A 24,915-nucleotide genomic window follows, 5' to 3' on the forward strand; every position below is an offset into this window, starting at 1 on the left:
AGATTTCGCAATCCACACCGAACCCAGAAGGCCCTCACCTGTTCAAGCACCCAGCACGCGTGTCACCAACGTCCCGGGACAGCACACCTAGGCCGAAATGCCGACGGTCCCCGTCCGGGGCAAGGGAATCGGACCGGCAGCCGGGCGCCTCGAAGACCAGAGCGCCCAAGGCCGCCGTCAGCCCCCGTCGACCGTCGTCCTCCGTCGCCCGGAGCGCATCCAGTCAGTGGCCACCAGCACAGTGACCAGGACTCGAACGACAGGCGAGATCAGGCATGCCGGCAGCCGTACGTATCCTCCCGGACGTGACCACGACCTATGTGCTGGACAGCACGCGGATCACGAGCCGGAGGACTTCTGGCGGGTCATCGGCGAGGCGATCAACGGCCGGGTCGGCTGTTTCCGCCGACCGTCCCGGCCGCTGCGCCGGTCAGCAGTGCGCCTGGCCTTCGTCGACACCTCGCCGGCGGGCCGCCCGCCGTGCCGCGCTGATCCTCAGCGTTCCGGCGGCTGTTCCCCGGTCCGAGGGCCGCCGAGGGTCTCCGCCGCGGCCTCGGCGAAGTCGTGGACGAGGGGGGAGCGGCGGGACGCCACCCACGCCAGGGCCACCTCGTTGGGGCCGATGTCCTCCACGGGCAGCGGGATCACGTCCGGGCGGGTGTAGAAGCTGGCGGTGGACAACGGGAGCACGCAGATGCCCGCACCGGAGGCCACCAGTTCCAGCTTCTCCTCCACCTGGTGGATCGCGGGCACCTCGGGACGCCGCCGCTCACGCAACTCCAGCGCCACGTCACGCCATTCGGGTACGGCGTCCGGGTCCTGGAGCAGATGCTCGGAGGCGAGGTCACCGACGGTCACCGACGCCCTGTCCGCCAGACGGTGCCCCGCCGGCAGCATGACGACCCGGGGCTCCCGGAACAGCGGCCGTATCTGAAGGCCCCGCCGGTCGATGGGCAGCCGTACGACGCCGATGTCCGCCCGGCCGTCCAGCAGCACCTCCACCTGGTTGTTCCAACTGGTGCGCAGCAGACGCACGTTGACATGGGGTTGGCGAGCGGTGAAGACGGCCGTGGCCGGGGTGACCGTGATGCCGGGCATGAACCCGATGGTCAGCGTGGGGGTGCCCTGCGCCGCCGCCTTCACCCGCCGCAGCAGCGCCTCGGCCGAGGCGAGCAGGGGGACGGCGTCCTCCAGCAACTGCTCCCCGGCCGGCGTGAGCAGCGTGCCGCGCCGGTCCCGTGCGAAGACCTCGGCGCCCAGGTCGTCCTCCAGGCTCCGGATCTGCCGGGACAGCACCGGCTGCGCGATGTGCAGCCGGTCGGCCGCGCGTCCGAAGTGGAGTTCCTCGGCCACTGCCACGAAATACCGAAGCTTCCGCAGGTCAACATCCACCCGGACTCACCGCTCACTCTCTGTGAGCCGACCACCCGGCCGGGCGGTCGGCTCTCCTGGAACGACTCCCCGATCGCCCCTTGGGACGACCGAGGCAGTTGTTCACGAATCTACCCGCCGCGGCCACGGTGGGCCGTCGCAGCCGCTGTCCGTCTAGGTGCACAGTCGGTGCTGCCTCGCTCGCTGATCCGGGTCATTCGCCGCGGGCGAGGACGGCCAGTGGGTCGGTGAACTTCGGCTTCCAGCCGAGTTCGGCCCCGGCGCGTGCCGGAGTGAGCTGCTGGTCCAGGGCGAAGGCGTCCGCGATCGGGCCCATCTGCTCACGGGCCCGCTCCAGCGTGATGGAGGCGACCTTGCCGTCGAGTCCGACGGAGCGGGCGACGGCCAGCGAGCACTCCTTGGCGGTGGGGTTCACACCGCCCACGCCGACGTACACCGAACCGGGCTTCGCCTTCAGGGCGGCGACGTACAGCTCCGCGATGTCGTCGACGTGCACCAGCGCCCAGCGGTTCTCACCGTCGCCGATGTACGGGACGGCGCCCGCCTCCTTGCCCGGGACGGCGTAGAAGATGTCGATCAGGCGGTTCTCACCGCCGTACAGCAGGCCGGGCTGCACCACGACCGGCCGGCCACCCTGCTGCGCGCGCCGCAGTACGGCGTACTCCACCGGCTTGCGCCAGGCGACCAGGGACGGCGGGTTCCAGGGGGCGGTCTCGTCCACGACCCCGTCCGTGTCGCCGTAGACCCAGGTGCCGCCGGTGTGCACGTAGGTGCCGGTGCCGATGCCGTCCTGCATGGCGGTGGCCGCCGCGAGGTCCTCGTCCCCGGTCTCGGCCTGCGCCAGGTGGACGACCGCCTCCGCGCGGGCCGCCGCCGCGTTCAGCACACCGAGATCCCCCAGCCCGCCGCGCACCGCAGTCGCCCCGAGGGAGGTGACGGTCTCAGCGGCGTGGTCGTTGCGGGCCAGCGCTTCGACGGTGTGTCCGTGGCGGATCAGCGCGCCGATCGTGGCCTTGCCGATGTATCCGGATCCGCCGGTGAGGAAGATCTTCATGGTCATGGCTCCCATCTCCGTAGCTCGGTGACTTGGCTGACTTCGCTGACCAGCCTGCGCTCGGAGACGGATCCCCGTCCAAGACCTCTTCCGCCGTCTGTGATACCCGAAGGGCATCACCGATCCGGGGGTGTCGTAGCCGTCGACGGCTGATGCCCGGCAGGCATCACCGACGCCGGAAGAGGTCTTGGACATCCGCGGGCCCCGCCCGGAGCGTGGGATGCGGACCGACTGCCATGCCCCAAGGAGATGCCCCATGTCCCAGACCGCCGCGGCGCGGCCCGCCACCACGGCGGCTCCCGGGCACCCCGGGATTTCGCGCGCCCTGACCCTGCTCCTCGCGGTGGCCACCGGGGCGATCGCCGCCAACGTGTACTACGCCCAGCCGCTCCTCGCCCTGATCGCGCGCTCCCTGGGCACCTCCACCGGCGCCGCCGGTGTCATCGTCACCGTCACCCAACTCGGCTTCGCCGTGGGCCTGGTGTTCGTGCTCCCGCTGGCCGACATCGTCACACGCCGTTCCTTGACGAGCGGTCTGCTGCTGCCCGACGCCATCGCGCTCGCCGCGGTGGGCTTCGCGCCCCGGCTGGCCGTCGCTCTCGTCGCCTTCGCCGCCCTCGGTCTCGCGAACGTCGCCGCCCAGGTTCTCGTGCCCGTGGCGGCCCACCTCGCCGACGACACCCAGCGCGGACGCACCGTGGCGACCGTCATCAGTGGCCTGCTCACCGGCATGCTCCTCGCGCGGACCGTCGCCGGCATCGTGACCGAACTCGTCGGCTGGCGCCCCCTGTTCCTCGGTGCCGCGGTGCTGATGGTCCTGGTCAACGTGGTTCTGCGCCGCGCTCTGCACGGCATCGACGCCGTGCCGGGCCGGCCCGTCGGCTATGGCGAGGTACTGCGCTCCACCGTCCGCATCTACCGGACCGAAGCCGCGGTCCGCGTCCGCTCCGCCTACGGCGCCCTGGGATTCGCCGCGTTCAGCATCTTCTGGTCCACCGCCGCCCTGCAGCTCAGCCGGGCCCCGTTCGGCTACTCGCCCGCCGTCATCGGCCTGTTCGGACTGCTCGGCGCCGCCGGCGCGACGGCCGCCAACCTCACCGGCCGCGTCCAGCGGCACGCCCACCCCCTGCCCACCGCCGTCGCGATCGCCCTCATCGCCATCGCCTACGCGGTGCTGCTCGTCGCGGGCGACACCCTGGGCGGCATCATCGCGGGCGTGCTGGTCCTGGACATCGGCGTCCAGGGGCTGCACGTGCTCAACCAGCGTGTCATCTACGACGTCGACGCGGCGGCCCGCAACCGGGTCAACAGCATCTACATGACGTTCTACTTCCTGGGCGGTGCTCTCGGCTCCGCCCTGGCGTCCTTCGTGTGGGCGGGGACCGGCTGGACCGGCGTCTGCCTGAGCGGCCTCGGCGTCACCGCACTCGCGACCGTGCTGTGGGCCCGCACGTCCGGCCGTCGTGCGCGGTAGCACCCAGGGACCAGGAACAGAAGTCAAGCTGTCCGGCACACCCGGGCCCGGCGCTTTGCCGGGCCCGGGCAGCGGCCCGCTGCGCGGAGTGGCTCAGCCGCGCAGCGTCGCGACCGGGCTGTTGTACGCCTCCGCCGTCAGCACCGGGTGCCGTGACGAGCAGGCCCCCTTCGGCCAGGACAGCCGGACGGTCCGGGACTCGCCGGGCAGCAGCCACAGGTAGTTGTCGCTGTACAGCGTCGGCAGCACCCGCCGGCCGTGCGCGTCCTCCAGCAGCGACAGCCGGACCATGGCGGCCACCGCCGAACCCTGGTTGCGGATCACCGCCGTCAGCTCCCGACGGTCACCGGAGCCCGACCACCGGGTGATCGCACCCGTGAGTTTCACCTGCTTCGCCTTGTTCAGCCCCCGCAGCGCGGCGGCCTCGCAGTAGCGCCAGTAGGTGTTCCGCGACAGCTCCCTGCCCCGGGAATCCTCCAGGGTCAGCCGCAGCAGGTGCAGGTCCGGCAGGCCGTCCGTCCACGCCGCGGTGAACGCCTCGGCGGTGGCCGCCCGTTCCACGTCCACCCGGGCCGTCCTGTTCCCGCCGAGTTGCCGGCCGGACAGGTCGTACAGCCGGGCGGTGACCGTGGCGCCCCGCAGGTCCGCCGACGTGTGGTTCACCGCGATGACCCGCCACTTCACCGGATCGGCCTGCACATGCAGCGGCTCGCAGGCCGAACGGGCGCCGTAGTAGGTGCCGTTGACGTCGAAGTCGTAGTCGTACGTCTGCCAGACCGTGCTGTGCCAGGCCGGGTGGGACATCCACAGCATCAGACCGGAGGCGTTGTCCCACAGGTTGGCGTTCCACGCCTCGAACATCGCGCGCGTGTTCTCGTAGTTGACGAACTGCGCCTTGCGGGCGAAGTCGTCCAGGTCGCCGGACTCGCCGAGGCGGGCCTCGATGGCGGCCTTGTAGTTCTGCGGCGCCTGGTTCCCGTGCTCGCTCCAGTCGTGGTAGTACCACGCGCCCCGGATCGGCCACTCCGGCTCGTCGCCCGTCATGCTGCGGGTGCTCGCCGCGGTGGAGACGACGGGCATGCCGATCTCGGTGTGGAAGCCGAAGTCACGGCTGCCGTACGTCATCGGGTCGAAGTACTTCTCCGGCTCCACCCAGCCGTAGGGGCCGCCGCCCGTGATGATGCCGCCCGCCGAGTTGTTCTGGTACAGCACGCCGGGCACCTGCTGCTCCACCGCCTCGCGCATCCCCTTGTCGATGGCGGCGGGGGGATTGCCCTCGTTCGCGCCGCACCAGACCACCACGCAGGGGTGGACGCGGTAGCGCAGCACGGTGTCACGGGCGAGCGAGATGAACGCGTCGTGGTCCGGCGGGTCCATGCCCCACGCGTTGGGGAAGTCGTTCCACACCAGGATGCCGTGCCGGTCGCAGGCGGCGAAGAACTCCTCCCGGTCGCTGCTGCCGACCCAGTTGCGGATCATGGTGAAGTTCATGTCCCGGTGCATCCGCACCGCCGCGTCCATGCGCTCCGCCGGCATCCGGCGCAGCAGTTCGTCCCAGCCCCAGTTGCCGCCGCGAGCCAGCACGCGCACGCCGTTGACGCTGATCTTCAGCGGATCCGGCGTGTTCGACACGGACTTGACGTCGGTCCACGTGCCGCCGTCGTCGGACACCTGGATGGTGTACGACTTCGGGTACGCGGTCTCCCAGACGACGGCGACGCGGTCGAACGTCCGCGAGGAGCCGAGGTCCACCTGGATCCACTGGTGGTCCTCGTAGGCGGACGACCAGCGGGTGTTCGGGTCCCCGTCGGTGGCGTGCGACGCCGGGTGGTCGGACTCCTCCGTGGAGGCGGTGGCCTTCTGGTGCAGGGCGAGGTCGGTGCCGGGGTCACTGCGGTCGACGACAGCGAACGACCACAGAGAGTTGCCCCAACTGGTGTTCCGGAGCCCGCAGTCGAGACGGACGTAGCGTGCGGTGCGCCGGTCGAAGTCCTCGACCTGAAGGCTGGCGTTGCCGTTGTTGAACGGCAGCGGCACCGCCCCGTTGTCCACCGACTTCACATCGGTCCAGTCCGAGCCGTTCGAGGAGACCTGGACCACGAAGGTCTTCGCGTACGCCTGCTCCCAGGTGAGGTCGACCCGGTCGAAGGACTGGAGGGAGCCGAGGTCGACGCTGATCCACTGGTCGTCCTCGTAGGCGGAGGACCAGCGGGTGCCGGCGTCACCGTCGGTGGCATTGGCCGCGCCGTTGCTGTCCTGATCGGTGCTCGACGCGTCGGCGTGGGCATGCAGCGCGAGGTCGGTACCCGGCCGGGCGCTGTCCCCCACGGACAGGGTCCACAGGGAGCAGCCCCAGGACGTGGCCCGGGTCAGGCACCTGATGCGGACGTGCCGGGCCTGCTGCCGGTCGAAGGTCACGCTCTGCGTGCAAGCGTCGCCGGACGCGGTGAACGCGAGCGGCACCTCGTACTCGTAGCCGAACTGCCGGATGCCGAAGCGGGTGGTGCGCCGGTCGCTCTCCTGGCCGCCCACCGAGGCGGTGAGCGTGAGGTCGTGCAGGTTGGCCTCGCCCAGACCGTTCGGCCACCACAGCCGGGGGTCGCGCAGCCTCAACTGGCCGAAGGCGTCCGGCGCGAAGACGACGTCCAGGTCCTCGCCCGCCTTCACGGTGACCGTCTTCGACACCCGCACCCCGTCGAAGGCGGCCGTGACCGTCGCCTGGTGGTCGGCGGTGTCCGCGTTGCGCACCGGCACCACGATGGTCAGCTCGGCCACCGACACATCGGGCAGCGCGGGCAGCACGGTGTCCACACGTGGGTCGCCGATGACGACGTGCCCGGTCGATCTCAGCCGGACGTGGTTCCAGATGCCCGCCGCGCGGTCGCGCACGGCCGGCATCCAGTCCCAGCCCGAGGACGCCAGGTACGTCGGGGAGTTGAGGTTCATCTGCTGCGCGCCGGCGTCCACCCAGGACTCGCCCAGCGGACCCTTGTCACCGGGGCTGCCGGGGACCGGCATCGGCGTGATCCTCACCGCCAGCGCGTTCTCGCCGCTCTCGCCGAGCTGCCGGGTGACGTCGAAAGCGGCACGGGCGAACGGGTACGTCAGGTCGCCCACCTGCTTGCCGTTGAGCCACACATCGGCCTTGTGGTTGACGCCGTCGAACTCCAGCCAGATGTGCCGGCCGGTGCCGGTGCGCAGGCCGCGCGGCAGCGCGAAGTCCCGCTTGTACCACCAGGAGTGGCGCGACAGCGCCTCCGGGATGTGCAGGTTGTTCAGACCCGCCACCGGGTCGGGCAGCTTGCCCTGCTCCACGAGCGAGCCCAGCACCGTGCCGGGAACGGTCGCGGGCAGCCAGGTGCTGGTGTCGACGGACGTCTTCGACAGACCGGCGCCGTCCGCGCCGGCCCAGTCGTCCATGGTGAGACTCCAGCCCGACTCCACGGGCACGGTCCCGTCGTCGGCGACCGTGAGCGCCGGAGCCTCGTCGTGCCGGGTGCCCCAGTCGGTCCAACCGGTGGCCGAGGGGCGGTGGCCCTCGGCGGTGCCGTACACCTCGAAGCCGTTGAGGCCGAGGGGCAGCGGACTGGAGCGCTTCCTCGAAGTCATGCGCACCCAGCGCGCGGACACCGGGCGGGGAAGCTGGATGTCCACGACGCCACCGGTTCCGGCCGTGGTGCTGTACACCGTGGTCCAGGACGTGTGGTCCACGGATGTCTCGACCACGAAGACCAGCGAGAAGCTCGACTGGATCTCGTCGCCGGTGGTGCCGCTGTGCACATTGCCGGTGGTGGGCGGCGTGTACACCGGGTCGGAGGCGTCCGCCTCGAAGGTCAGACGGACCCGCGTGACCTCGCAGGCCGCCTGGAGGTCGACGGCTATCCACTGCGGATCGCCGCCCTCGGCGCGCCAGCCGCTGCCCTTGACGCCGGGGGAGGAGAGGCGGTCGACCACGAAGGAGCCGGGGGTGGCGGCGTAGGCCGTCGAAGAGACCGAGACCGGCCGGTGGAGCGCCAGCTCACCGGGTGCGGCGGAGGAGTTGACCGGAGCGCCGTCGGGCGCGGCGGCGGCGGTCGCCGCAGGAAGCAAGGGACCGAGGCCGAATCCGGCCAGCAGGGTGGTACCCGTGGTGACGATGGCCCGTCGCGACGGATGGCGCGACGGATCCGACTGATCTGTCATGAGCGTGACGTCCCATCAAAAAGCGGTGCGGTCCGGACCGCTCCGGGCCTGCCGCAGTAGGAATGACAACGTTGCCAAAGGCTGGGTGGCGCGGCGGCTCATGTCAACCCCTGATACGTGGATCGGCGCCTGACCGCTTCCGTCATCATCTGACGGGTTCTGGTGGATCGTGGCTGTAGCGAACGCGGGAAGCGTGTGGTCGTCGGTCCGTGTGCGTGCGGGTGGCTCGGGGCGTGCTGTGCGGGAGTCGGTGCGGGGTGTGGGGGCTTGACCATGTTCCTACGGCGTCGAACTCCGGCCAGGCGGCCTCCTGTGGTGTCGGGCGTCACTTCGGCAGACCGCGCGAGGTGCAGCGGGCGCTCGCCCTGAATCCGCCGGGCAGTTGCAGATGTGATCGGTGACGAACGGGCATGTGACGGATGTGTACGCGCCCGCGCCGGGACATGCGCTGCCGGACCAGCGGCAGCCCTGGCCCAGAAGCCGTGGAAAGAGCCCCATGAGCAACCTCCCCGCCCTTCTGCTCGTGCACGGCGCGTGGCACGGCCCTTGGTGCTGGCAGACACTGGCCGACCACCTCACCGACATCATTGAGCTACCACAACGGCTCGGTGTGGCCGCACGACAGCGCCATCGTCGCCGCCGGCCTGATGCGGTACGGCTTCGCGGACCACGCCCGCCGGTTCGCGGAGGCCGTGCTGGACGCCGCCGCGGCCTTCGGCGGGCGTCTGCCGGAACTGCTGTGCGGCTTCGACCGCGCCGAGTACGCCCAGCCGGTGCCGTACCCGGCCGCCTGCTCCCCGCAGGCCTGGGCGTCGGCCGCCCCGCTGCTCGTCCTGCGGGTGCTGCTGGGCGCGGAGGTCTGCCTGCCGCACCGCGTCGTCCGGGTGAACCCCCAACTTCCGCCCCGTTCCGGACCGTTGCGGCTGACCGGGGTACCGCTGGGGGAGGCCCTGGCAACGCTGACGGTGTCCGGGGACGGCCGCCCGGAGGTCACCGGACTGCCCGACGACGTACGACTGACGGACGCCCCGTGCCCCTGCACGGCCGTCGACGCCGCACCCCCCGGCTCCCCCTGAGCGTTCACCCTTTTCAGGATTTCCCTCTTCTTCAGATTTTCCCTCTTCCGTCGCAGCGCGCGGCCGACGCCTGGCCGCCGCGTGCGACTCGCCGCCGCGGCCGACGCTGCCCGCGGTCCGGCCCTCACCCGCTCGCCCGTCCCCGCGGGCACGACACGGCACGCCGCGGCGCGGTGGAGCCGTGCCGTGCGCGTCCACCACGGGCGCGACGGGAAAGGAGTCCTCTCGTGAACGACCGGCCGCTTCGTGTCGCCATGGTCGCGCCGCCGTGGTTCGAGCTCCCGCCGCGCGGTTACGGGGGCATCGAGGCGATGTGCGCCGATCTCACCGACGCGCTCGTGGCCCGCGGCCATGACGTCACCCTGGTAGCGGCGGGACGCAACGGCACCCGCGCCCACCGTATGCTGCGCACCTACGACATGCCGCAGGGCCGGCGCCTGGGCGAACCGCTTCCGGAGGTGCTGCACTCCGCTGCCGCCGCCCGGTTCCTGGACGACCTCGACGTGGACGTCATCCACGACCACACCCTCGCCGGACCCCTGCTCGCCCGTGGTCACCGGGCACCCACGGTCGTCACCACGCACGGTCCGCTGGACGGCGAACCGGGGGAGTACTACCGGCACCTGGGCGACAGCGTGCACCTGGTGGCGATCTCCCACGCACAGCGCGGCCAGGCACCCGACCTCAACTGGGCCGGTACCGTGCACAACGCGCTGAGAGCCGACGACTTCCCCTACCGGCGCGACAAGGAGGACTGGGTCTTCTTCCTGGGCCGCTGCACGCCCGACAAGGGCATGCCACCTCGCGATCGACGCGGCCGTCGCCGCCGGCCGGGAGATCAAGCTGGCCGCCAAGTGCAGCGAGCCCGCCGAACACGCCTACTTGGAGGCCGAGATCAAGCCCCGGCTCGGGCCGGGCGTGGAGTGGCTGGGCGAGGTCGCCGGCGACCGCAAGAAGCAGCTCCTGGCCCGGGCGCGCTGCCTGCTGTTCCCGCTGCAGTGGGAGGAGCCGTTCGGCATGGTGATGATCGAGGCGATGGTGTGCGGCACCCCGGTCGTCACCCTGCGCCGCGGCTCGGTCCCCGAGGTCGTCGTGGACGGGGTGACCGGCCTGGTCCGCGGCGGCGCCGACGAGCTGCCGGAGGCGATCGAGGCGGTCGGCGCGCTCGATCCCCGGGACTGCCGCGACCATGTCGTCGACCGCTTCCAGCCGGAGACCATGGCGGCCGGGTACGAGGCGGTGTACCGCCAGGTGGTCGCCACCGCCACCACGCCGGCACCGGCGATCGCCCGGACCGTACCGGCCACCCGGGAGGACATGCTCCCGGTGGCCTGACTCCCGCCGACTCGCCAGTCGTACAGGAGTGCGCCGCCGGTCTCCGTACCGGCACCGGCGCCACCCCCCGGCGTAGTACGCTATTCAACCGTTGGATTCCAAGATTCCGGGAGGCGTCCGTGGCGCTGGAGGCGGCTGGCGTCTCGCCCGAGGAGGAATCCCTCTACCAGATGCTCGTGACGTCCGGCCGGGCCACCCGAGGGGACCTCGCCCAGCGGGCCCGCCTGACCGACGCGGAGACCGAGCGGATCCTGGACTCACTGGTCTCCAAGGGCCTTGCCACCCATACGGACGGGACACCCCGGGTGTTCCGTCCCGCTCCGCCGGAGGTGGCACTGCTGCCCCGGTTGAAACGCAGCGCCGACGCGCTGGACCTGGCCCGATTCGAGGCCGCACGTCTCATCGAGTCCTATCGGGAGACGATGCGCAGGCATGACGCCGGCCAGTTGCTGGAGGTGATCACCGGGGCGGAGGCCCTGCGTCAGCAGCTCCGGCAGATCCAGTCGAGCGCGCGCCACGAGATGCTCTGGTTCTGCAAGGCCCAGTACGTGGCCATGCCGTCGGGCACCAATGCCGAGGAGTTCGAGGCGCTGGCCCGGGGCGTGCGCTACCGGGTGCTGTACGAGAAGGCGTTCTTCGACGACGAAGGCGCCTTGGAGAACGTGGTGGCGGGTGTACGGGCCGGCGAGGTGGCTCGGGCCGTCCCGCACCTGCCGCTGCGTCTGGCCGTCGCCGACCGCTCCGTCGCCGTCTTTCCCCTCGTGGCCGGTGGGCCGCACGGCAGTCCGGAAGAGCCGACCACGGCGCTGGTCCGGGACAGCAATCTGCTCGCCGCCCTGATCGCCCTCTTCGACTGCTACTGGGAGGACGCCGTCCCCCTGGACATCGACGGCACCGGCATGCTCGCGGGAACCGACGGAGTCGGTCCGGCCGACTCGCTCTCGGCCACCGACCGCAAGCTGCTGTCGTTGCTCGTGGCGGGAGTCGCCGACAAGGCGATCGCCTCGCAGATGGGGCTGAGCCGCCGGACGGTCCAGCGCCGTATCCAGGGGATGATGGAGCGCGCCGGCGCGGTGACCCGTATGCAACTCGCCTGGCAGGCGTCGCGACGCGGCTGGCTGTGAACGGGCTCGCCCGGCGTGCGGAACGCCGGTGGTCGTACGTCACGGGCACGCGCTTGCGAGGCGGGTGCCGATCGCTGCCACGATGAAGTCACCCCGCTCGTGCCTTCACAGGCGCGGCGGGCACCAGGCCCATGGGCGTGGTACCCGCCGCGCCGAGTGAAGGCACGAGCGCGTCAGCGTCGTCCGCGCGTCACGCCGTACCGCGGTGCAGGTACGCCCGCTCCACGGTCTGCCGCACGCTGTTGCCGGCGGAGTCCGTGACGGTCACGCGGAGCGTCACATAGGCGTCGCCACGCACCTTCGACGGCCGTTCCACGGTGGCCGTGAACGGCCGGCCGCCGTGCCCCACCGTACGCGCCGTGGTCCAGGTCTTCCCGTCGTCGTACGACGCCTCGGCCTTCACCCGCACGCCGCGCGGGGCGGCCATGCCGTCCTGCGTGCGGACGGTGAGGCCCAGGTGGTGTGCGCGTGCCCGGCTCACGGCGCCCTGCGCGTCGACCGGTACGTCGTAGTCGAGCTGGAGCAGCGGCAGTGGGACGGCGCCGGCCGTGGTGTCCGAACGGAACGTCCACGAGGTGTGCGTGCGCACGCCGAGGTGCCAGTCCTCCGAGACACGGGCAGTCGTCAGGTCCAGGCGGAACCGGGCATCGCCCGGGGCCACTTCGAAATCGCCCCACGCACCGTTGTCGGAGACCGCGATCTGCTCCCCGTTCCGGTACAGCACCGCCGATGCCACGTCGTCGGCAGCGGTCGCCCGGCTGGTGCCGAAGCCACCCCTCTCCGCGAACGCCCAGTGGCCGGTGTCGGAATCGGTGAACTCCGGGACGTACACGGACAGGGTGTCGCCGTTGCGGACCGACGGCCGGGTCCAGCCGCGGGGAATGGAGGGGCGGACCGGCGCTTGGAACCAGCGTTCCGTGGTGCGCTGGCCGGGCCGGTAGGCACGCGGCGCGTTCCGCATGCCGGCCGCCAAGGGCACGTCGGAAACGTCGACGACGTTGTGGTGCACGACGTGGTTCCACAGCGTGTCCCCGCCGGTCACGTACTCGACGCGCTCCCGGCCCACCGGGACGTAGCGGCTGTACTGGTTCCACGCGGTCGCCTGGTACGGGCGCCATCCGAAACGCTGCTCGCTGGCCCAGCGCGAGGCACCGGTGCGGGTGTACGTGCTGCGCACCACGGCACTCTCCCGCTCCGAGACGGTGTGCACGACCCGCTTGGGAACGAAGCCCTTCGACACCTGCATCACGTCGTACAGGTACGGGCTGCGCACCGTGCCGGAGAATGTCACCGTCGTGGTGCCCTTCCTGACGCGGTCCAGCAGGGCGGTGCCGTCCTTCCAGGCGGCTCGCATGCTGGGCAGGGCCGTCCGGTCACCCGTCGGCTGCCACCGGGTCCAGGCACTGCGCTGCTCCTGCGGCCACACCATCAGCAGTGCCTTGGCCCCTGCCTTCGCGGCGGACCGGGCGAGTTCCGGCTCGGTGACGGAGAAGTCGAACCGTACGACGGCGAGCTTCCCGCGTGCGCCGCGGAAGTCGGGCGCCGACGACGTGCCCGCGTCCACGGCGGTCAGCCGCGCGCCGCGGTCCGGGAAGGCGGGGGAGTTCGGGTCGTAGTACGGGACGAACTCCCGGGAGCTGCCGGAGACCTTGGCCCGCAGTTGCGGGGCCACCATCTGCCAGCGCGAGGAGAACTCGAAGGCGCCGTCGGTCACCCGGGAAGTCGGGCTGACGTAGAGGCGTGTGACGTCGTCGAAGTACATGACTCCCTGGATCAGCCCGCGACCGTCGATCCGGCGGTGCACGGTGGTGCTGAGGATGCCGTGCTGCTCGGCGGGGCGTGGTGTGCGAATGTGCACCTGGGTGGCCTCGGCGGCGTTCAGCGTCACCGTCCGGTCCTGGGTGACCCTCACCTCGGGGGCGACGACGGTGCCCGCCTCGCCGCCGTGATCGGTCATCTCGTAGAAGGCCGAACTGACGTAGTACGTGCCCTCCTCCACGAGGGCGGCATGGGCCTGCCTGTCCGTGTAGTCCACGAATCCGTCAGGGCCCCATATCGTGGGCAGCCAGTCCGGCATCACCTTGCCGTCGCGGTCGCGGTAGAACACGGTCAGCCGGTGCTGCGGGGCGTGGACCGCGAGGGAGACGGTGGTGTGGGCGAGCACGGTACCGTCCGCGGACTTCGCGGTGAGGTATCCGTAGAAGGTGCCGCGGACCGCGTGCCGGGCGTCGGTGCTCAGCGGTACCTCGGCCGTCGCGCCGGGGGCGAGCCGCACGGTGTCGGAGTCCAGGCTGACCACCCCGTCCGGGAGCGCCCGCCCGGATTCGGTGGCCAGACCGAGGGCCAGGGAGAGGGTGACCGGACGGTCGCCGGAGTTGGTGTAGCGGACGGTGGCCGACCGCTGCCGCCCCTCTGAGCCACCCGTACGCAGCGGGGCCAGGGAGACGGAACCGCTGGCCCTGACGGGGCCGAGGGCCGCGGCCACGTCGATACGGCCACCGCCTTGTTCGGTCACCTGGGTGTGGGGCACGGTGTGCGCGGTGCTGATCAGCGCGTCCTTGAGCTGCTGGGCGTCCCAGTCCGGGTGCTGCTGGGCCAGGAGCGCGGCGGCGCCGGCGACGTGCGGGGTGGCCATGGACGTCCCCGACAGCGCGACGTAGTGCGCGTCGACCGGGTCGCCCAGGGTGGTGCCGGACGCGCGGGCGGCGGTGATGCCGACTCCGGGAGCGGTCACGTCGGGCTTGACCGCGCCGTCGCCCAGACGCGGGCCGCGGCTGGAGAACGGGGCGAGAGAGTCGTCACGGTCGACGGCCCCCACGGTCAGCGCCGCCTCGGCCGCGCCTGGCGAGCTGACACTGGACCGACCTGACTCCCCCTCGTTGCCCGCCGCTACGACGAAGAGTGTGCCGGTGGACGCGGTCAGGGAGTCGACCGCCTGGCTGAGCGGATCGGTGCCGTCGGTCGGAGACCCCGACCCCAGGCTCATGTTGACGACCTTGGCGTGCTCGCGCGTCGCCCACTGCATGCCGTCGATGACGGCCGACTCGGTCCCGTAGCCGTCGTCGCCCAGGACCTTGCCGATGAGGAGGTCGGCCCGGGGCGCCACGCCGCGGCGGGTCCCGCCCGACGCGGCGCCGCTGCCGCCGACGATCGAGGCGACGTGCGTGCCGTGACCGAAGTGGTCGTCCGTGTTGGAACTGCCGGAGAAGTCCTCGGCCTCCGCGATACGGCCGGCCAGGTCGGGATGGCTCGCGTCGACACCCGTGTCGAGCACGGCCACCTTGACTCCCTGGCCCTCGTCACCCGCCTTCCAGGCAGTGGGGGCGTTGATCTGCGCGGTGCTGCGGTCCAGTACGGCCTTCACCCTGCCGTCCAGCGACACCCGCGGAGTCAGCGCGGCACGGGCGACGCCGGCCCTGCCGCCGGGGTTCAACGTCTTCCAGAACGTCCCCAGTTGACGGCCGGCGACCCGAAGTGACCGTGCGTGGATGCTCGGCAGGTTCCGGGAGGGAGTCCCCCGCGTGTTGAGCGCCACGAGCCGGTCGGCGGTGGCCGCGGCGGCCCGTGCCGCCTCAGCGGTGACCCTGGCCCCCTGACGGGACGGCTCGGAGGAGACGATCAGCGGAAGCGCGGAGGTGTGTGCCTCGTCGTAGCCCTGAGAGATCAGGGCGGTCACGTCGAACAGCCGGCGGTCCAGTGTGCCCGCGGACACCAGGGCCTCGGCGTCCCACGGGAGCACGGTCAGCGACTTGTCGTCCTCTTCGAGCGTCTCGAAGGGGATGTGCTCGCGACCGGGGCCGGGCCGCACCGACGCGGTGCGCCGTCCGCCCGGCAGCGATGTGACGGTCACCTGGTCGCCGGTGATCAGCCGTACGGTCGTGGAGCGAGCCCCCGGCTCGGCCGCGGGACGAGTGACGGTACCGATGGTCGCCGTCCGCGCCACGGCGGTGGTGGGCGCGACTCCAGCAAGCAGTATCAATCCTGTTGATATCGCCGCCATGAGGCGGAACTTTGCCATCAGGGAAACACCTTTCGAACAGCCGTAGATCACAACTGTCCGAAATCATTTGGCGAGAAGGCAGGACCTGTCACTGGTGCGAGCTGTCACAGCTGCGACATGTCTCAACGGCGACACGGACCGCGGTGTTTCCTTCAGGCCGTGCGGAACCGGAAGGCGCCGGTCCCACTGCCCAGGGTCAGCCAGACGTGGTCTTCCTCCCTGACCAGGCGCAGCGCCACATACGCGCACCCCGGGCAGCGAGCGGTCATCCCTGGTTCGGGCCCGTAGATGTGCAGATGCGCCAAAGGCCCGGCCTGCCTGCAGTTCGGGCATCGCCACCAGGCCGTGGTGGGCTCCACGGAGAGGATCTCCGACAACGGACCGGCAAGACTGTTGCCGTCGAGGAAGGCGGCGGGGTCTCCCATGACAATCTCCCCTGTCGAGAACAGAAGGGTCAGCCGAAGCGTTCGGTGCGGATGGTCGCGGGTTCCTTCCCCTGGCCGACGAACAGTTCGACGAGCAGGTCACTGACGGTCTCCACGAATCCGGTGGAACCACAGACGTAGACGGGACTCATCGGCTCCAGGCGGGCCGTCGGCTCCCGCAGGTCCGCTGCCGTGATGCGGCCGGCCGCGCGGGACGTGCCGGGCGGGATCCGACGGGTATGGATGCGCCGGATGTCGAGGAACGGGTCGCCGTCGACGAGATCTTCCCGGTACCAGATGTCCTCGGGACCGCGCACGGAGTACACCAATTGGAACAGACCGCGCGAGCCGGCCGAGCGGTGGGCACGGATCATGGCCATGAGCGGTACGACACCGGAGCCGCCCGCCACCGAGAGCACCGGTTCGGTCCGCTCCGGGCGCCACACGAACCAGTTGCCCAGCGGTCCGCGTATCTCGACCTCCTCGCCCGGCGGCAGTTGGTCGGCCAGGTAGGGCGAGACCTCACCATCGGCCACGGCCTGCACGCCCAGCTCCAGCCGGTCGCCGTCGGCGGGCGCGGCCAGGGAGTAGCTGCGGACGGCCTGGTAGCCGTCGCCGGCCGTGAGACGCACGTCGACGTGCTGGCCGGGCAGGTGACCGGGCCAGCCGGGCACGGTGAACACCAGGGTGCGGGCGGTTGCGCTCTGCGCGCGGCGCCCGACCAGCCGTGCCGGCAGCCAGGCGAGAGCCATGGTCAGTCACCCCAGTGACGCTGCTCGCGCCAGGGGTCGCCGTAGTTGTGGTAACCGGCGGACTCCCAGAAACCCGGGTCGTCTTCGTGCGTGAGCCGCAGTCCGCGCACCCACTTCGCCGACTTCCAGAAGTACAGGTGGGGGACCAGCAGCCGGGCCGGCCCGCCGTGCTCGGGCGAGAGCGCGTAGCCGTCGTAGGTGTGGGCGATCCATGCCCTCCCGTCGAGAAGGTCCGCGAGCGGAAGGTTGGTGGTGTAGCCGCCGTAGCTGTCCACCACCACGTACTCGGCGGTCGTCTCCAGCCCCTCGAAGAAGGCGTCGAGTGACACTCCGCGCCAGCGCGTGTCGAACTTGGACCAGCGGGTGACGCAGTGGATGTCCGTCATCGTGTCCTGCTGGGGCAGGGCCATCATCTGCTCCCAGGACCAGCTCCGCGTCTCGCCCAGCTCCGTGGCGAGGGTGAACGACCAGGCCTCGGTCGGCACCCGCGGGGTGGGACCGGCCGACAGGACGGGGAACGACTCGGTCGGATACTGTCCGGGCGGCAGCCGCTCCGTCAACGAGTGGGGTCGCCCTCGGAAGCCGGGTGAGAAGGAAGTCAACGTCATCTCCTGAGCGATATGACCCGCCACGGGGGGGGGAGCGAGGGGGTCCTTCTCCAGTCTCGGACCATGACGGTGGCTTGACCACTCGGGCCGGGACCGGGGGGACCGCTCGCAGAGCGCGGGCACCGCGGTCATGATGCGCGCGCCGGACTCGTTTGTGGATCAGGCCGCCGGGACCTTGCTGCGCGGAACGAGCCGGCCACCGCCGCCGCCCCGTCGCGCAACGCCGGCCGAGGATCGCCCTCTCCGCCTCGGCATCGGGGGCGGCAGCGCATATGGGGAATTCTTGCCCGGCCCCTGGGTGGACATTCCAGCCACCAGGCGCAAGGGTGGGCCCAATGCCGGCCACAGCCTCCTGCTCACTGCACAACTTGTGGAGGAAGACCGATGCCCGTCATTGTGTCCACCGCGGAGCTCCCCGCCGCCGACCGGGTGGAGCGCTGGCACGAAGCGGTGACGAACACCTTCATACCGCTCGGTGTCGATCTCCTCGAGGAGGAGCCGTCACCTGGGGACATCGTCAGCGACCGGCTCGGCGTCCTACGGATCTCCCGTGTCCAGGCGGGGCCGCAAACCGTGACGCGGAGCAGGCGCCTGATAGCCGGCGAAGACCAGGAATTCGTCATCCTCACTCTCCAGGAGCGAGGTACCGCGATGAAAGAACAGGACGGGCGGCAATGCGTGGTCCGGCCCGGCCAGTTCTCCCTCTCGGATTCCTCCCGCACATTCACGAAAACGCTCCATGAAAGATTCGCTTTCACGTCCTTCCATTTTCCTCGCGAAGTACTTTCCGTGCGCCCCGAGGACCTGCGGTCGCTGACCGCGACCACCTTCACCGGCACTGAGGGGAGTGCGGCCGTCCTGGCCCAGTACTGCGCGGGCCTGGCAGGCGTGGCAGCCGATGTCGACGACGCCGTCGGCCGTCAGCTCGCCGTCACCGCGCTGGATCTGCTGGCGCTGCTCATCGACGAGCGCCGCGGCCGTCTGTCCCGGCCGCCCTCGACGACGGCCGCTGCCACTCTGGTGCGCGTCAAGAACCACATCATGAGGAACCTCGGCGACCCCGACCTCTCACCCCGCACGATCGCCGCCGTTCACTTCGTGTCGGTGCGCTACCTGCACAAGCTCTTCGAGCAGGAGGGAACCACGGTGGCCGGATGGATCCGGGCGCAGCGCCTGGAGCGGTGCCGCCGTGACCTGCTCCGCCCGCGGGCACTGGAGACCGGGGTGGCGGTCATCGCACGACGGTGGGGCTTCGTGAGCGCCGCCCACTTCAGCCGGGCCTTCCGGCAGGCTTACGGTGTGACACCCCGCGAATGGCTGGTGTACGGGCTGTCGGACGCAAGGCGGTCAGGGACAGGCATGGCCGCCTGAGGTGCCGGCGGCCGTCGCCGTGCACGCCGGGACGGGCTGCTTCGACGGCCGGATTCCTCCTGGGCGTGCCGTGCGGCCTGCTTCACCGCTTGCTCCAGCTCGTGCCTTCCGATCCCGGACGAGTTCACCGAATGGGCGACGTAGCCGGGCGACGACGGCGCCGCGATCCCGGTCCTGCGCCACCTGCCCGAACGCCTGACTTCACGCGGCGTACGCGTCGAGACGGCTCTCCGCGAGCGGCTGACCGAAGCGCCCTCCTTCGTCGCCCTCCAGGGCTCGACACGGTTGCCGTCCTCGCCGATGTGCCGCGCTCTCACGGCGTGGACCGGACGCGGGCTGCCGGATCCCGGCCACATGTCGCAGCCGAACGCACCCGCGGGCCGACCCGGCTCGTCGTTCTCCTTCGGGACCAGGGCCCTGTGCCTGGACGGTGCCGGGGGCCCGGCGGTCCGTGATGCAGCGTGCCGAGCGTGTCACCCGGTTCCGTGTCCCCGCTTGCAGGACGGCCGGGCTCGGTCAGACGGCGGGTTCGGCGGCCTGTGCCTGGAGCAGGTCGCGCGTGCGCAGGCCCAGGTGCAGGACCAGGCGGTCGCCCCCGCTGTCGAGGTCGAGGCCGGTGATCTCCTGGATCTGGCGCAGCCGGTAGTACAGGGATGTGCGGTGGATCTGGAGGGCCTCCGTGGTGCGCGGGATGGACCCGGCGTGTTCGAGGAAGCACCGCAGTGTGTCCAGCAGGCGCTGGCTACCGGGGCTGTCCAGCAGCAGGCGGAGCGGCGTGGGCAGCAGTGACGGGGTCAGGGCGTGCTCGGGCACCTGGAGGAGTACGGCGAGTTCGCCCAGTGATTCCCAGGCGCCGACGCCCTTGAGGTGGGGCAGCCGGCGTGCGGCGCGGGCCGCGACCAGCGCCTGCGCACGTGACGTCCAGGCGTCGGCGAGGCCGTCGTGGGTGCCGCCGATACCGAGTACGGGGGCCGCCGAGGCGTCGAGATAGGTGGTCAGTGCCTCGCGGACGGCCATGGCCTGGTCGGCCAGCTCCAGCGCAGGCAGGGGCTTGGACGAGACCTGCAGGAGGACGGCGCCGTCCGCTGTGGCGGACAGGAGGCCGCTCGCCGAACGGGTGCGCAGGAACGGATCCAGGGCCGCGCGCAGGGCGATCTCCACCTGGCCGGGCGGCTCCGAGGAGCGGGAGACCTGGACGACGGTGACCACGGCGTGCGGATCGTCCGGCAGCATGCCGCTGTCGAGGATCTGCTGACGGGCGGCGGTACGGCCCCCCCTCGCTGGTGCCGAACAGGATGTCCAGCGTCTGCTGCATGTCCAGCTCCCCGGTGTCGCTGGACAGTTGGTCCGCGCGGAGCTGGGCGGTGATCGCCGGCGCCGCCCGCGCGATGGTGTCGGTCTCCTCGTGCGTCAGTGATCCCTGCGGCGCGATGACCATCAGCAGGCCGAGCAGTTCGCCGCGCTCACGCAGCGGAACGCAGTAGCGGGTGAGCAGTCCCAGTTCGTCACGGCCCGGGACGAAGCCCGGCTTGTGCCAGCGGGCCACGCCCTGGTCGAGGACGTACCGAATGGCGACGTCGTCGGCCCGGCCCTGCAGCAGGCCGCGGATGCGGACCGGGTCCGCGTCCCCGAAGTGCTGGCTGGAACAGATCAGCCGCACCAACGGGTCGTCGACGACCACCGACCGCTGCAGCCGCACCGCCAGTTCCTCGATCAGCTCCTGTAGTGCGTCGCTGCCCACCCGGACACGTTGTCTTCGTTCAGCCATGCTGCGCCCCCTCTCTCGAACGCGGTCTTTCTACAAGCCGTGGAAGGGGCGGTTCAAATCTTCGACAGGGTGCGGAGACCGCGTCAGACGTCACCGGACGTAACGGGCAAAGGCCCGATGAGGAGGAACGGCCGTGCCGGCACCGTGCCGGAGCCCGGAAAACCCCCGGGAAGTAGTCCCGGAGTGCACCGCTTCCTGCCCTGAGCGCAGGAACGGCCTCTCGCTCTTGCGGTCACGCCTCCGGGAACACTCATGAAAGCCGTGCACTCTCAGGATCAAGTCGGTGCACGCACAGGACAACGCAGGCTCGTACGGCGAGCTGAGGTCGGCGCGAAGCAGCCTTGCGTCGGATGCTGTGTGGTGAGCGGCACGGAACGGGTCCGCAGCGCACCCGAACGGATCGGTCTCGTCGCCGATGGCCTGCCCGCCTCTTCGACGGGCCGGCTGATGCGTGGCGTACGGCAGCAGCTGCTCGCCTCGCCGCACTTTCGGCAGTGCCACGCCACGGGCGTGCCGACGGAACGGCGGAGCGCCGAGCTTCTTCTCCAGCGCGTGGATCCGGGCGCTGACGTTGGACTGTGCGGTGTGCGGTTCCTGAGCGGCGTGGATCGCCAGGGATCAGGGGCGTCGTGCGAGGAAGACGAACTCTTTTCCCGGCCGGTCGGGTGCGTCGCGAACGTCCTGCACCACGTAGCCGTGCGCGACCAGGTCCGCCTCGACCTCGTCCCGATCCCGGAAGCGCAGGGTCGAATCCGACGTCAGCACCTGTCCGTCCGCTGCGAAGGCGTAGGTCGAGCGGAAGGTGACGAGAGGCCAGCTCACCTCGGTCAGCTGGACCCAGCTCTCGACGGAGCCGACACCCGGGATCTCCGTCACGCGGTAGGAGTTCTCGCGGGTCCACTCTTCCCAGGCCCGTCCGGTCGGATCACGGGTCTCGAAGACCAGGTGCCCGCCGGGCCGCAGGGCTTCGTACGCTCCCCGCAGTGTCTCCCGCCATGTGTGCGGATCGGCGATCGCTTGGGCGACATTCGCTGTCATCGTCGCGACGTCGGCCCGCAGCGGCGGGAGGGCTGTCGCGTCACCGCAGATCCAGCGGACTCGGTCACTGCCCGGTTTGGCCCGGGCGACATCGAGGGATGCCTGGGCGGGATCGATGCCGACGACCTCGATCCCGCGGTCGGCCAGGAGAAGTGCGAACACCCCTGTGCCGCAGCCGATGTCCAGAACGTGGCGCGCCCCGGCCTCTTCCACGATCCGGAGGTAGGCATCGAGATCGCTGCGGTCGGGGTCGAGCGGATCGTAGATCGCGGCGAGTCGTGGATGCGCGAAGCATGCGTCAGCCATAGGGCCGAACGTACGCGGAGCCGGCCCCGGAGAGCTACCGGGTTTCGACGGATTCGGCCGGCTGGGGTTCTCGGGCGCAGGTGATGCGGAGCACCGTGATGATGGTCGGCGACGCCTGATCGCCGCAGACGTCCACGCGTAAGGGTACGACCGTCCGGCGTACCCGCCGCAGGCGGCGCGGCGGCACGTGTGCACTCCACCACGTCGTGCACCGGGGCGAAATCACCCCGTGCGGGGCGTTCCTTCCGGGACATCCCCGGAAGGAACGCCCGGTCGCACGGCACTCACATGTGGCAAGCCGCGCGCCAGGTGCGTCAGGCGAGGCCGGCCTTCAGGGCGGCGGCGACCTGGACCACGCGTTCGGCCTGGTGGCGGGCCGCGTTGCGGGTCTGCTCACCGACCGGGTTGTTGCCCTGGGCGTCGACGTGCGACGTACCGTACGGGTTGCCGTCGACGAACTTGACGGGGTCGGTGTAGCCGGGGGACACGATGATCCCGCCGAAGTGGTGGATGGAGTTGTACAGGGCGAGCAGCGTGGACTCCTGGCCACCGTGCGCGGTGGCGGTGGTCACGAAGCCGCTGTAGACCTTGTTGGCCAGCTTGCCCTGCGCCCACAGGCCGCCGAGGGTGTCGATGAACTGCTTCAGCTGGGACGAGATGTTGCCGAAGCGGGTCGGGGTGCCGAAGACGATCGCGTCCGCCCACTCGACGTCGGCGGTCGTGGCCACGGGGACGCCCGCGCTCTCCGCGGCGTGGGCGGCCCACGCCTCGTTGGAGGCGATGGCGGCCTCCGGAGCCAGCTCGGCGGCCTTCAGCAGGCGCACCTCGGCGCCCGCCTTCTCGGCCGCCTCCGAGATCTCCTTGGCGATTTCGGCCGAGAAGCCGGTGGAGGAGTAGTAGATGACGGCGAGGCGGACAGGGGTGGTCATGGCGTCGTCTCCGATCCTGGGAATGCGTGCAGTGCGTCATGGCGGACGCAGTTCACCTGCGGTACAGGTGTCGTGCGGGTGTGTTGCCCGACGCAGTAGGTGAATCTTAAACCAACTCGTTCAATGGTCAACCACATGCGTCCTCCCGTACCGGGCGGCTACTTCGGCGACCACCTCGCCGTCCCGGCCGTCGGCATCCGCGCCCCGCTCGCCGCGAGCCCGGGTCTCGCCTGCACTGGCCGGACGACCGGGCGCGGCGACCGCGATGCGCCGCCGGGGCACACCACCGGCGTCGCCAAGCCACTCCCGCCGGCGCCGGCCGGACGCTACTCGGCCTGCGCGCGGCGGGCGGTCGCGAACCGGCGCTGGTAGGCGGCAGGGGAGATGGCCAACTCCCGTGCGAAGACGCGGCGGAGACTCTCGTAACTCGGAAAACCGGCCAGGGACGCCGCCTGCGTCGCGGTGTACCCCTGGTCGAGCAGCGACTTCGCGATGTCGAACCGGATCGACTCCACGTACCGGGCCGGCGTGGTGCCCAGTTCCTCCCGGAACAGCCTGGTGAGGTGACGCGTACTGAGGTTGAGATGCCCGGCGAGTTCGGTCAGGGAGTGGTTGCCGGTGGGATCCGCCGTGACCAGGTCGACCACCCTGCGCAGAGCGGGCGACCGGGGCGGCGGCCCCTGCAGCGGGGCGGAGAACTGTGACTGGCCGCCCGCCCGTTGCAGGTAGACCACCAGGGAGCGGGCCACCTCCCGGCTGACGTCGGGACCGTGGTCCTCCTCGACGAGAGCGAGCGCGAGGTCGATGCCGGCGGTGACTCCCGCCGAGGTGTACGTCGTGCCGTCGCGCACGTAGATGGCGTCGGGTTCGACGCGGGTCTTCGGATGCCGGGCGGCGAGTTCGCTCGCGATCTTCCAGTGGGTGGTCGCCCGCTTTCCGTCCAGAAGGCCTGTCGCGCCCAGGACGAAGGCGCCGGAGCACACGGAGGCGATCCGGCCGGAACGGGCCGCCAGATCCCTGGCGGCTTCGACCAGATCGCGCGTGACCGGGGTTCTGGGGTAGACGTCTCCGCCCGGCACCAGGAAGGTGTCCGGGGCCGGCTCCGTGGCGGCGCTGCCGTCGACGGCGATCCGCATGCCCATCGAGGAGGCGACGTCCGTGCCCGTCGTCGACACCAGGGTGATGCTGTAGTCGGCACCGAGGAGGTTCGCTTCCCCGAAGACCTCGGCGGGACCGACGACGTCCAGCAGTTTGACCCCGTCGTAGACGAGGATCGCCACACGATGCGTGTCGGAGCTCACGGCGCCATCCTGAGGTGACTGGATTCGAGTGGTTCATGGCCGGACCGAGGCGGCGCCGGGGGCCGCGGGGTCGGCACTGTGGAGAACGGACGCACGGTCCACTCGTAGCACATCGCACCAGAAAGCACGGACATCATGACCGACATCATCGCAGGGGTGGAAATACCCGAGACCTCGGCTGTCGCGGAGGCCACGGAATTTCTTCGGGAGCGGACGAATCCCCTGATCTTCCACCACTCCCGGCGGGTATTTCTCTTCGGTTCCCTCCACGCGCGGCAGTTGGACCTCCGGCCCGACCCCGAATTGCTCTACATTTCCGCGATGTTCCATGACGCGGGCCTTTTGATCCCGTTCTCCGACACGCAACAGCGTTTCGAGGTGGACGGCGCCGACCACGCGCGCAAGTTCCTGCTCGACCGCGGGTTCTCCGAGAGCGCCGCCGAGGTGGTCTGGATGGCGATCGCCCTGCACACGACCCCGGAGATTCCCGGCCGGCTGGGCCCCGAGATCGCTGCCACGACCTACGGCGTGCTCACGGACGCGATCGGCTGGGGGATGGACAGGCTCGAAGGCGACCAGATGGACGAGATCGTCGCCGCGCACCCGCGTGGTGATTTCAAGAAGGAGTTCCTGCAGGCCTTCTTGGACGGCCTCAAGGACCGTCCGGACACCACCTACGGGACCATGAACGCGGACATCCTGGAACACTTCGTTCCCGGATTCCGCCGTGTGTCCATGGTCGAGCGCATCAACGATGCTCCCTGGCCGCGGTGACCCGGC

General features: G+C 70.8%; 20 protein-coding genes and 2 pseudogenes. 10 read left to right on the forward strand and 12 right to left on the reverse strand.

The genetic code is table 11. The features are described from left to right. Window positions 1–495: 495 nt before the first annotated feature. Both AB0L21_RS28285 and AB0L21_RS28290 read right to left on the reverse strand, forming a co-directional pair. Complete coding sequence (locus tag AB0L21_RS28285) at window positions 496–1,392, reverse strand: LysR substrate-binding domain-containing protein (protein ID WP_365787226.1); 897 nt, start codon at window positions 1,390–1,392, stop codon at window positions 496–498. Window positions 1,393–1,585: 193 nt separating this feature from the next. Then, window positions 1,586–2,446: an NAD-dependent epimerase/dehydratase family protein gene (locus tag AB0L21_RS28290; protein WP_365787314.1), complete on the reverse strand. Its 861-nt coding sequence runs from the start codon at window positions 2,444–2,446 to the stop codon at window positions 1,586–1,588. A gap of 256 nt (window positions 2,447–2,702) precedes the next feature. On the opposite strand from AB0L21_RS28290, the gene AB0L21_RS28295 reads away from it, so the two are divergent. After that, window positions 2,703–3,920 (forward strand): MFS transporter, encoded by a 1,218-nt coding sequence (locus AB0L21_RS28295; RefSeq protein WP_365787228.1) that lies wholly within the window; start codon window positions 2,703–2,705, stop codon window positions 3,918–3,920. Between the two features lie 93 nt (window positions 3,921–4,013). Here AB0L21_RS28295 and AB0L21_RS28300 read toward each other — a convergent pair whose 3' ends face one another. Continuing rightward, the gene (locus AB0L21_RS28300; RefSeq protein WP_365787230.1) at window positions 4,014–8,102 is read right to left on the reverse strand and encodes a discoidin domain-containing protein; all 4,089 of its coding nucleotides are present in this window, start codon (window positions 8,100–8,102) and stop codon (window positions 4,014–4,016) included. 587 nt (window positions 8,103–8,689) lie between these two features. On the opposite strand from AB0L21_RS28300, the gene AB0L21_RS28305 reads away from it, so the two are divergent. The 4 genes and pseudogenes from AB0L21_RS28305 to AB0L21_RS28320 all read left to right on the forward strand — a co-directional run bounded on the left by AB0L21_RS28305 (window position 8,690) and on the right by AB0L21_RS28320 (window position 11,637). Next, entirely contained in the window at window positions 8,690–9,178 is a 489-nt protein-coding gene (locus AB0L21_RS28305; protein WP_365787232.1) for a hypothetical protein, read from the forward strand. Window positions 9,179–9,432: 254 nt separating this feature from the next. Continuing rightward, window positions 9,433–9,780: pseudogene (locus AB0L21_RS28310) on the forward strand (glycosyltransferase); the annotation flags it as partial. A 241-nt stretch (window positions 9,781–10,021) separates the two neighbouring features. Continuing rightward, window positions 10,022–10,513, forward strand: a complete 492-nt coding sequence (locus AB0L21_RS28315) for a glycosyltransferase (protein ID WP_365787316.1) — start codon at window positions 10,022–10,024, stop codon at window positions 10,511–10,513. 119 nt (window positions 10,514–10,632) lie between these two features. Beyond that, the gene (locus AB0L21_RS28320) at window positions 10,633–11,637 is read left to right on the forward strand and encodes a helix-turn-helix domain-containing protein (protein ID WP_365703795.1); all 1,005 of its coding nucleotides are present in this window, start codon (window positions 10,633–10,635) and stop codon (window positions 11,635–11,637) included. A gap of 190 nt (window positions 11,638–11,827) precedes the next feature. Here the strand turns inward: AB0L21_RS28320 and AB0L21_RS28325 are convergent, their stop codons facing one another. From AB0L21_RS28325 to AB0L21_RS28340, 4 genes are all read right to left on the reverse strand, one after another. Next, window positions 11,828–15,655, reverse strand: coding sequence for a S8 family serine peptidase (locus AB0L21_RS28325; RefSeq protein ID WP_365787234.1), 3,828 nt, complete (start codon window positions 15,653–15,655; stop codon window positions 11,828–11,830). A gap of 134 nt (window positions 15,656–15,789) precedes the next feature. Continuing rightward, a complete protein-coding gene (locus tag AB0L21_RS28330; protein WP_365703700.1) occupies window positions 15,790–16,062 on the reverse strand; it encodes a DUF6510 family protein in 273 nt (90 codons plus the stop codon). 29 nt (window positions 16,063–16,091) lie between these two features. Beyond that, a complete protein-coding gene (locus tag AB0L21_RS28335; protein ID WP_365787236.1) occupies window positions 16,092–16,814 on the reverse strand; it encodes a ferredoxin reductase in 723 nt (240 codons plus the stop codon). Window positions 16,815–16,816: 2 nt separating this feature from the next. Next, window positions 16,817–17,422 (reverse strand): sulfite oxidase-like oxidoreductase, encoded by a 606-nt coding sequence (locus tag AB0L21_RS28340; protein ID WP_365787238.1) that lies wholly within the window; start codon window positions 17,420–17,422, stop codon window positions 16,817–16,819. A gap of 384 nt (window positions 17,423–17,806) precedes the next feature. On the opposite strand from AB0L21_RS28340, the gene AB0L21_RS28345 reads away from it, so the two are divergent. Beyond that, entirely contained in the window at window positions 17,807–18,793 is a 987-nt protein-coding gene (locus tag AB0L21_RS28345) for a helix-turn-helix domain-containing protein (RefSeq protein WP_365787240.1), read from the forward strand. Between the two features lie 120 nt (window positions 18,794–18,913). Next, window positions 18,914–19,248: pseudogene (locus AB0L21_RS28350) on the forward strand (amino acid ABC transporter substrate-binding protein); the annotation flags it as partial. 61 nt (window positions 19,249–19,309) lie between these two features. On the opposite strand, the gene AB0L21_RS28355 reads toward AB0L21_RS28350, so the two are convergent. After that, complete coding sequence (locus tag AB0L21_RS28355; protein WP_365787242.1) at window positions 19,310–20,026, reverse strand: helix-turn-helix domain-containing protein; 717 nt, start codon at window positions 20,024–20,026, stop codon at window positions 19,310–19,312. An 80-nt stretch (window positions 20,027–20,106) separates the two neighbouring features. Here AB0L21_RS28355 and AB0L21_RS28360 point away from each other — a divergent pair, with 80 nt between their 5' ends. Next, window positions 20,107–20,277: a hypothetical protein gene (locus AB0L21_RS28360; protein WP_365787244.1), complete on the forward strand. Its 171-nt coding sequence runs from the start codon at window positions 20,107–20,109 to the stop codon at window positions 20,275–20,277. A gap of 374 nt (window positions 20,278–20,651) precedes the next feature. Here AB0L21_RS28360 and AB0L21_RS28365 read toward each other — a convergent pair whose 3' ends face one another. From AB0L21_RS28365 to wrbA, 3 genes are all read right to left on the reverse strand, one after another. Next, a complete protein-coding gene (locus AB0L21_RS28365) occupies window positions 20,652–21,176 on the reverse strand; it encodes a LysR family transcriptional regulator (protein WP_365787318.1) in 525 nt (174 codons plus the stop codon). Between the two features lie 3 nt (window positions 21,177–21,179). Next, window positions 21,180–21,905 (reverse strand): class I SAM-dependent methyltransferase, encoded by a 726-nt coding sequence (locus AB0L21_RS28370; protein WP_365787246.1) that lies wholly within the window; start codon window positions 21,903–21,905, stop codon window positions 21,180–21,182. A gap of 314 nt (window positions 21,906–22,219) precedes the next feature. After that, window positions 22,220–22,834 (reverse strand): NAD(P)H:quinone oxidoreductase, encoded by a 615-nt coding sequence (gene wrbA / locus AB0L21_RS28375; protein ID WP_365703688.1) that lies wholly within the window; start codon window positions 22,832–22,834, stop codon window positions 22,220–22,222. Window positions 22,835–22,969: 135 nt separating this feature from the next. Between wrbA and AB0L21_RS28380 the strand changes: the two genes are divergently transcribed. Further along, window positions 22,970–23,206 carry a hypothetical protein gene (locus AB0L21_RS28380; RefSeq protein ID WP_365787248.1) on the forward strand — a complete coding sequence of 79 codons (237 nt, stop codon included), beginning with the start codon at window positions 22,970–22,972 and terminating at the stop codon, window positions 23,204–23,206. Here the strand turns inward: AB0L21_RS28380 and AB0L21_RS28385 are convergent. Continuing rightward, window positions 23,161–24,135, reverse strand: a complete 975-nt coding sequence (locus tag AB0L21_RS28385) for a GlxA family transcriptional regulator (RefSeq protein ID WP_365703686.1) — start codon at window positions 24,133–24,135, stop codon at window positions 23,161–23,163. The two genes, AB0L21_RS28380 and AB0L21_RS28385, sit on opposite strands and share 46 nt — an antisense overlap. A 135-nt stretch (window positions 24,136–24,270) precedes the next feature. Between AB0L21_RS28385 and AB0L21_RS28390 the strand changes: the two genes are divergently transcribed. After that, window positions 24,271–24,909 (forward strand): HD domain-containing protein, encoded by a 639-nt coding sequence (locus AB0L21_RS28390; protein WP_365787250.1) that lies wholly within the window; start codon window positions 24,271–24,273, stop codon window positions 24,907–24,909. Window positions 24,910–24,915 lie beyond the last annotated feature (6 nt).

The sequence above is a fragment of the Streptomyces sp. NPDC052721 genome (assembly GCF_040678315.1).
GTDB lineage: Bacteria > Actinomycetota > Actinomycetes > Streptomycetales > Streptomycetaceae > Streptomyces.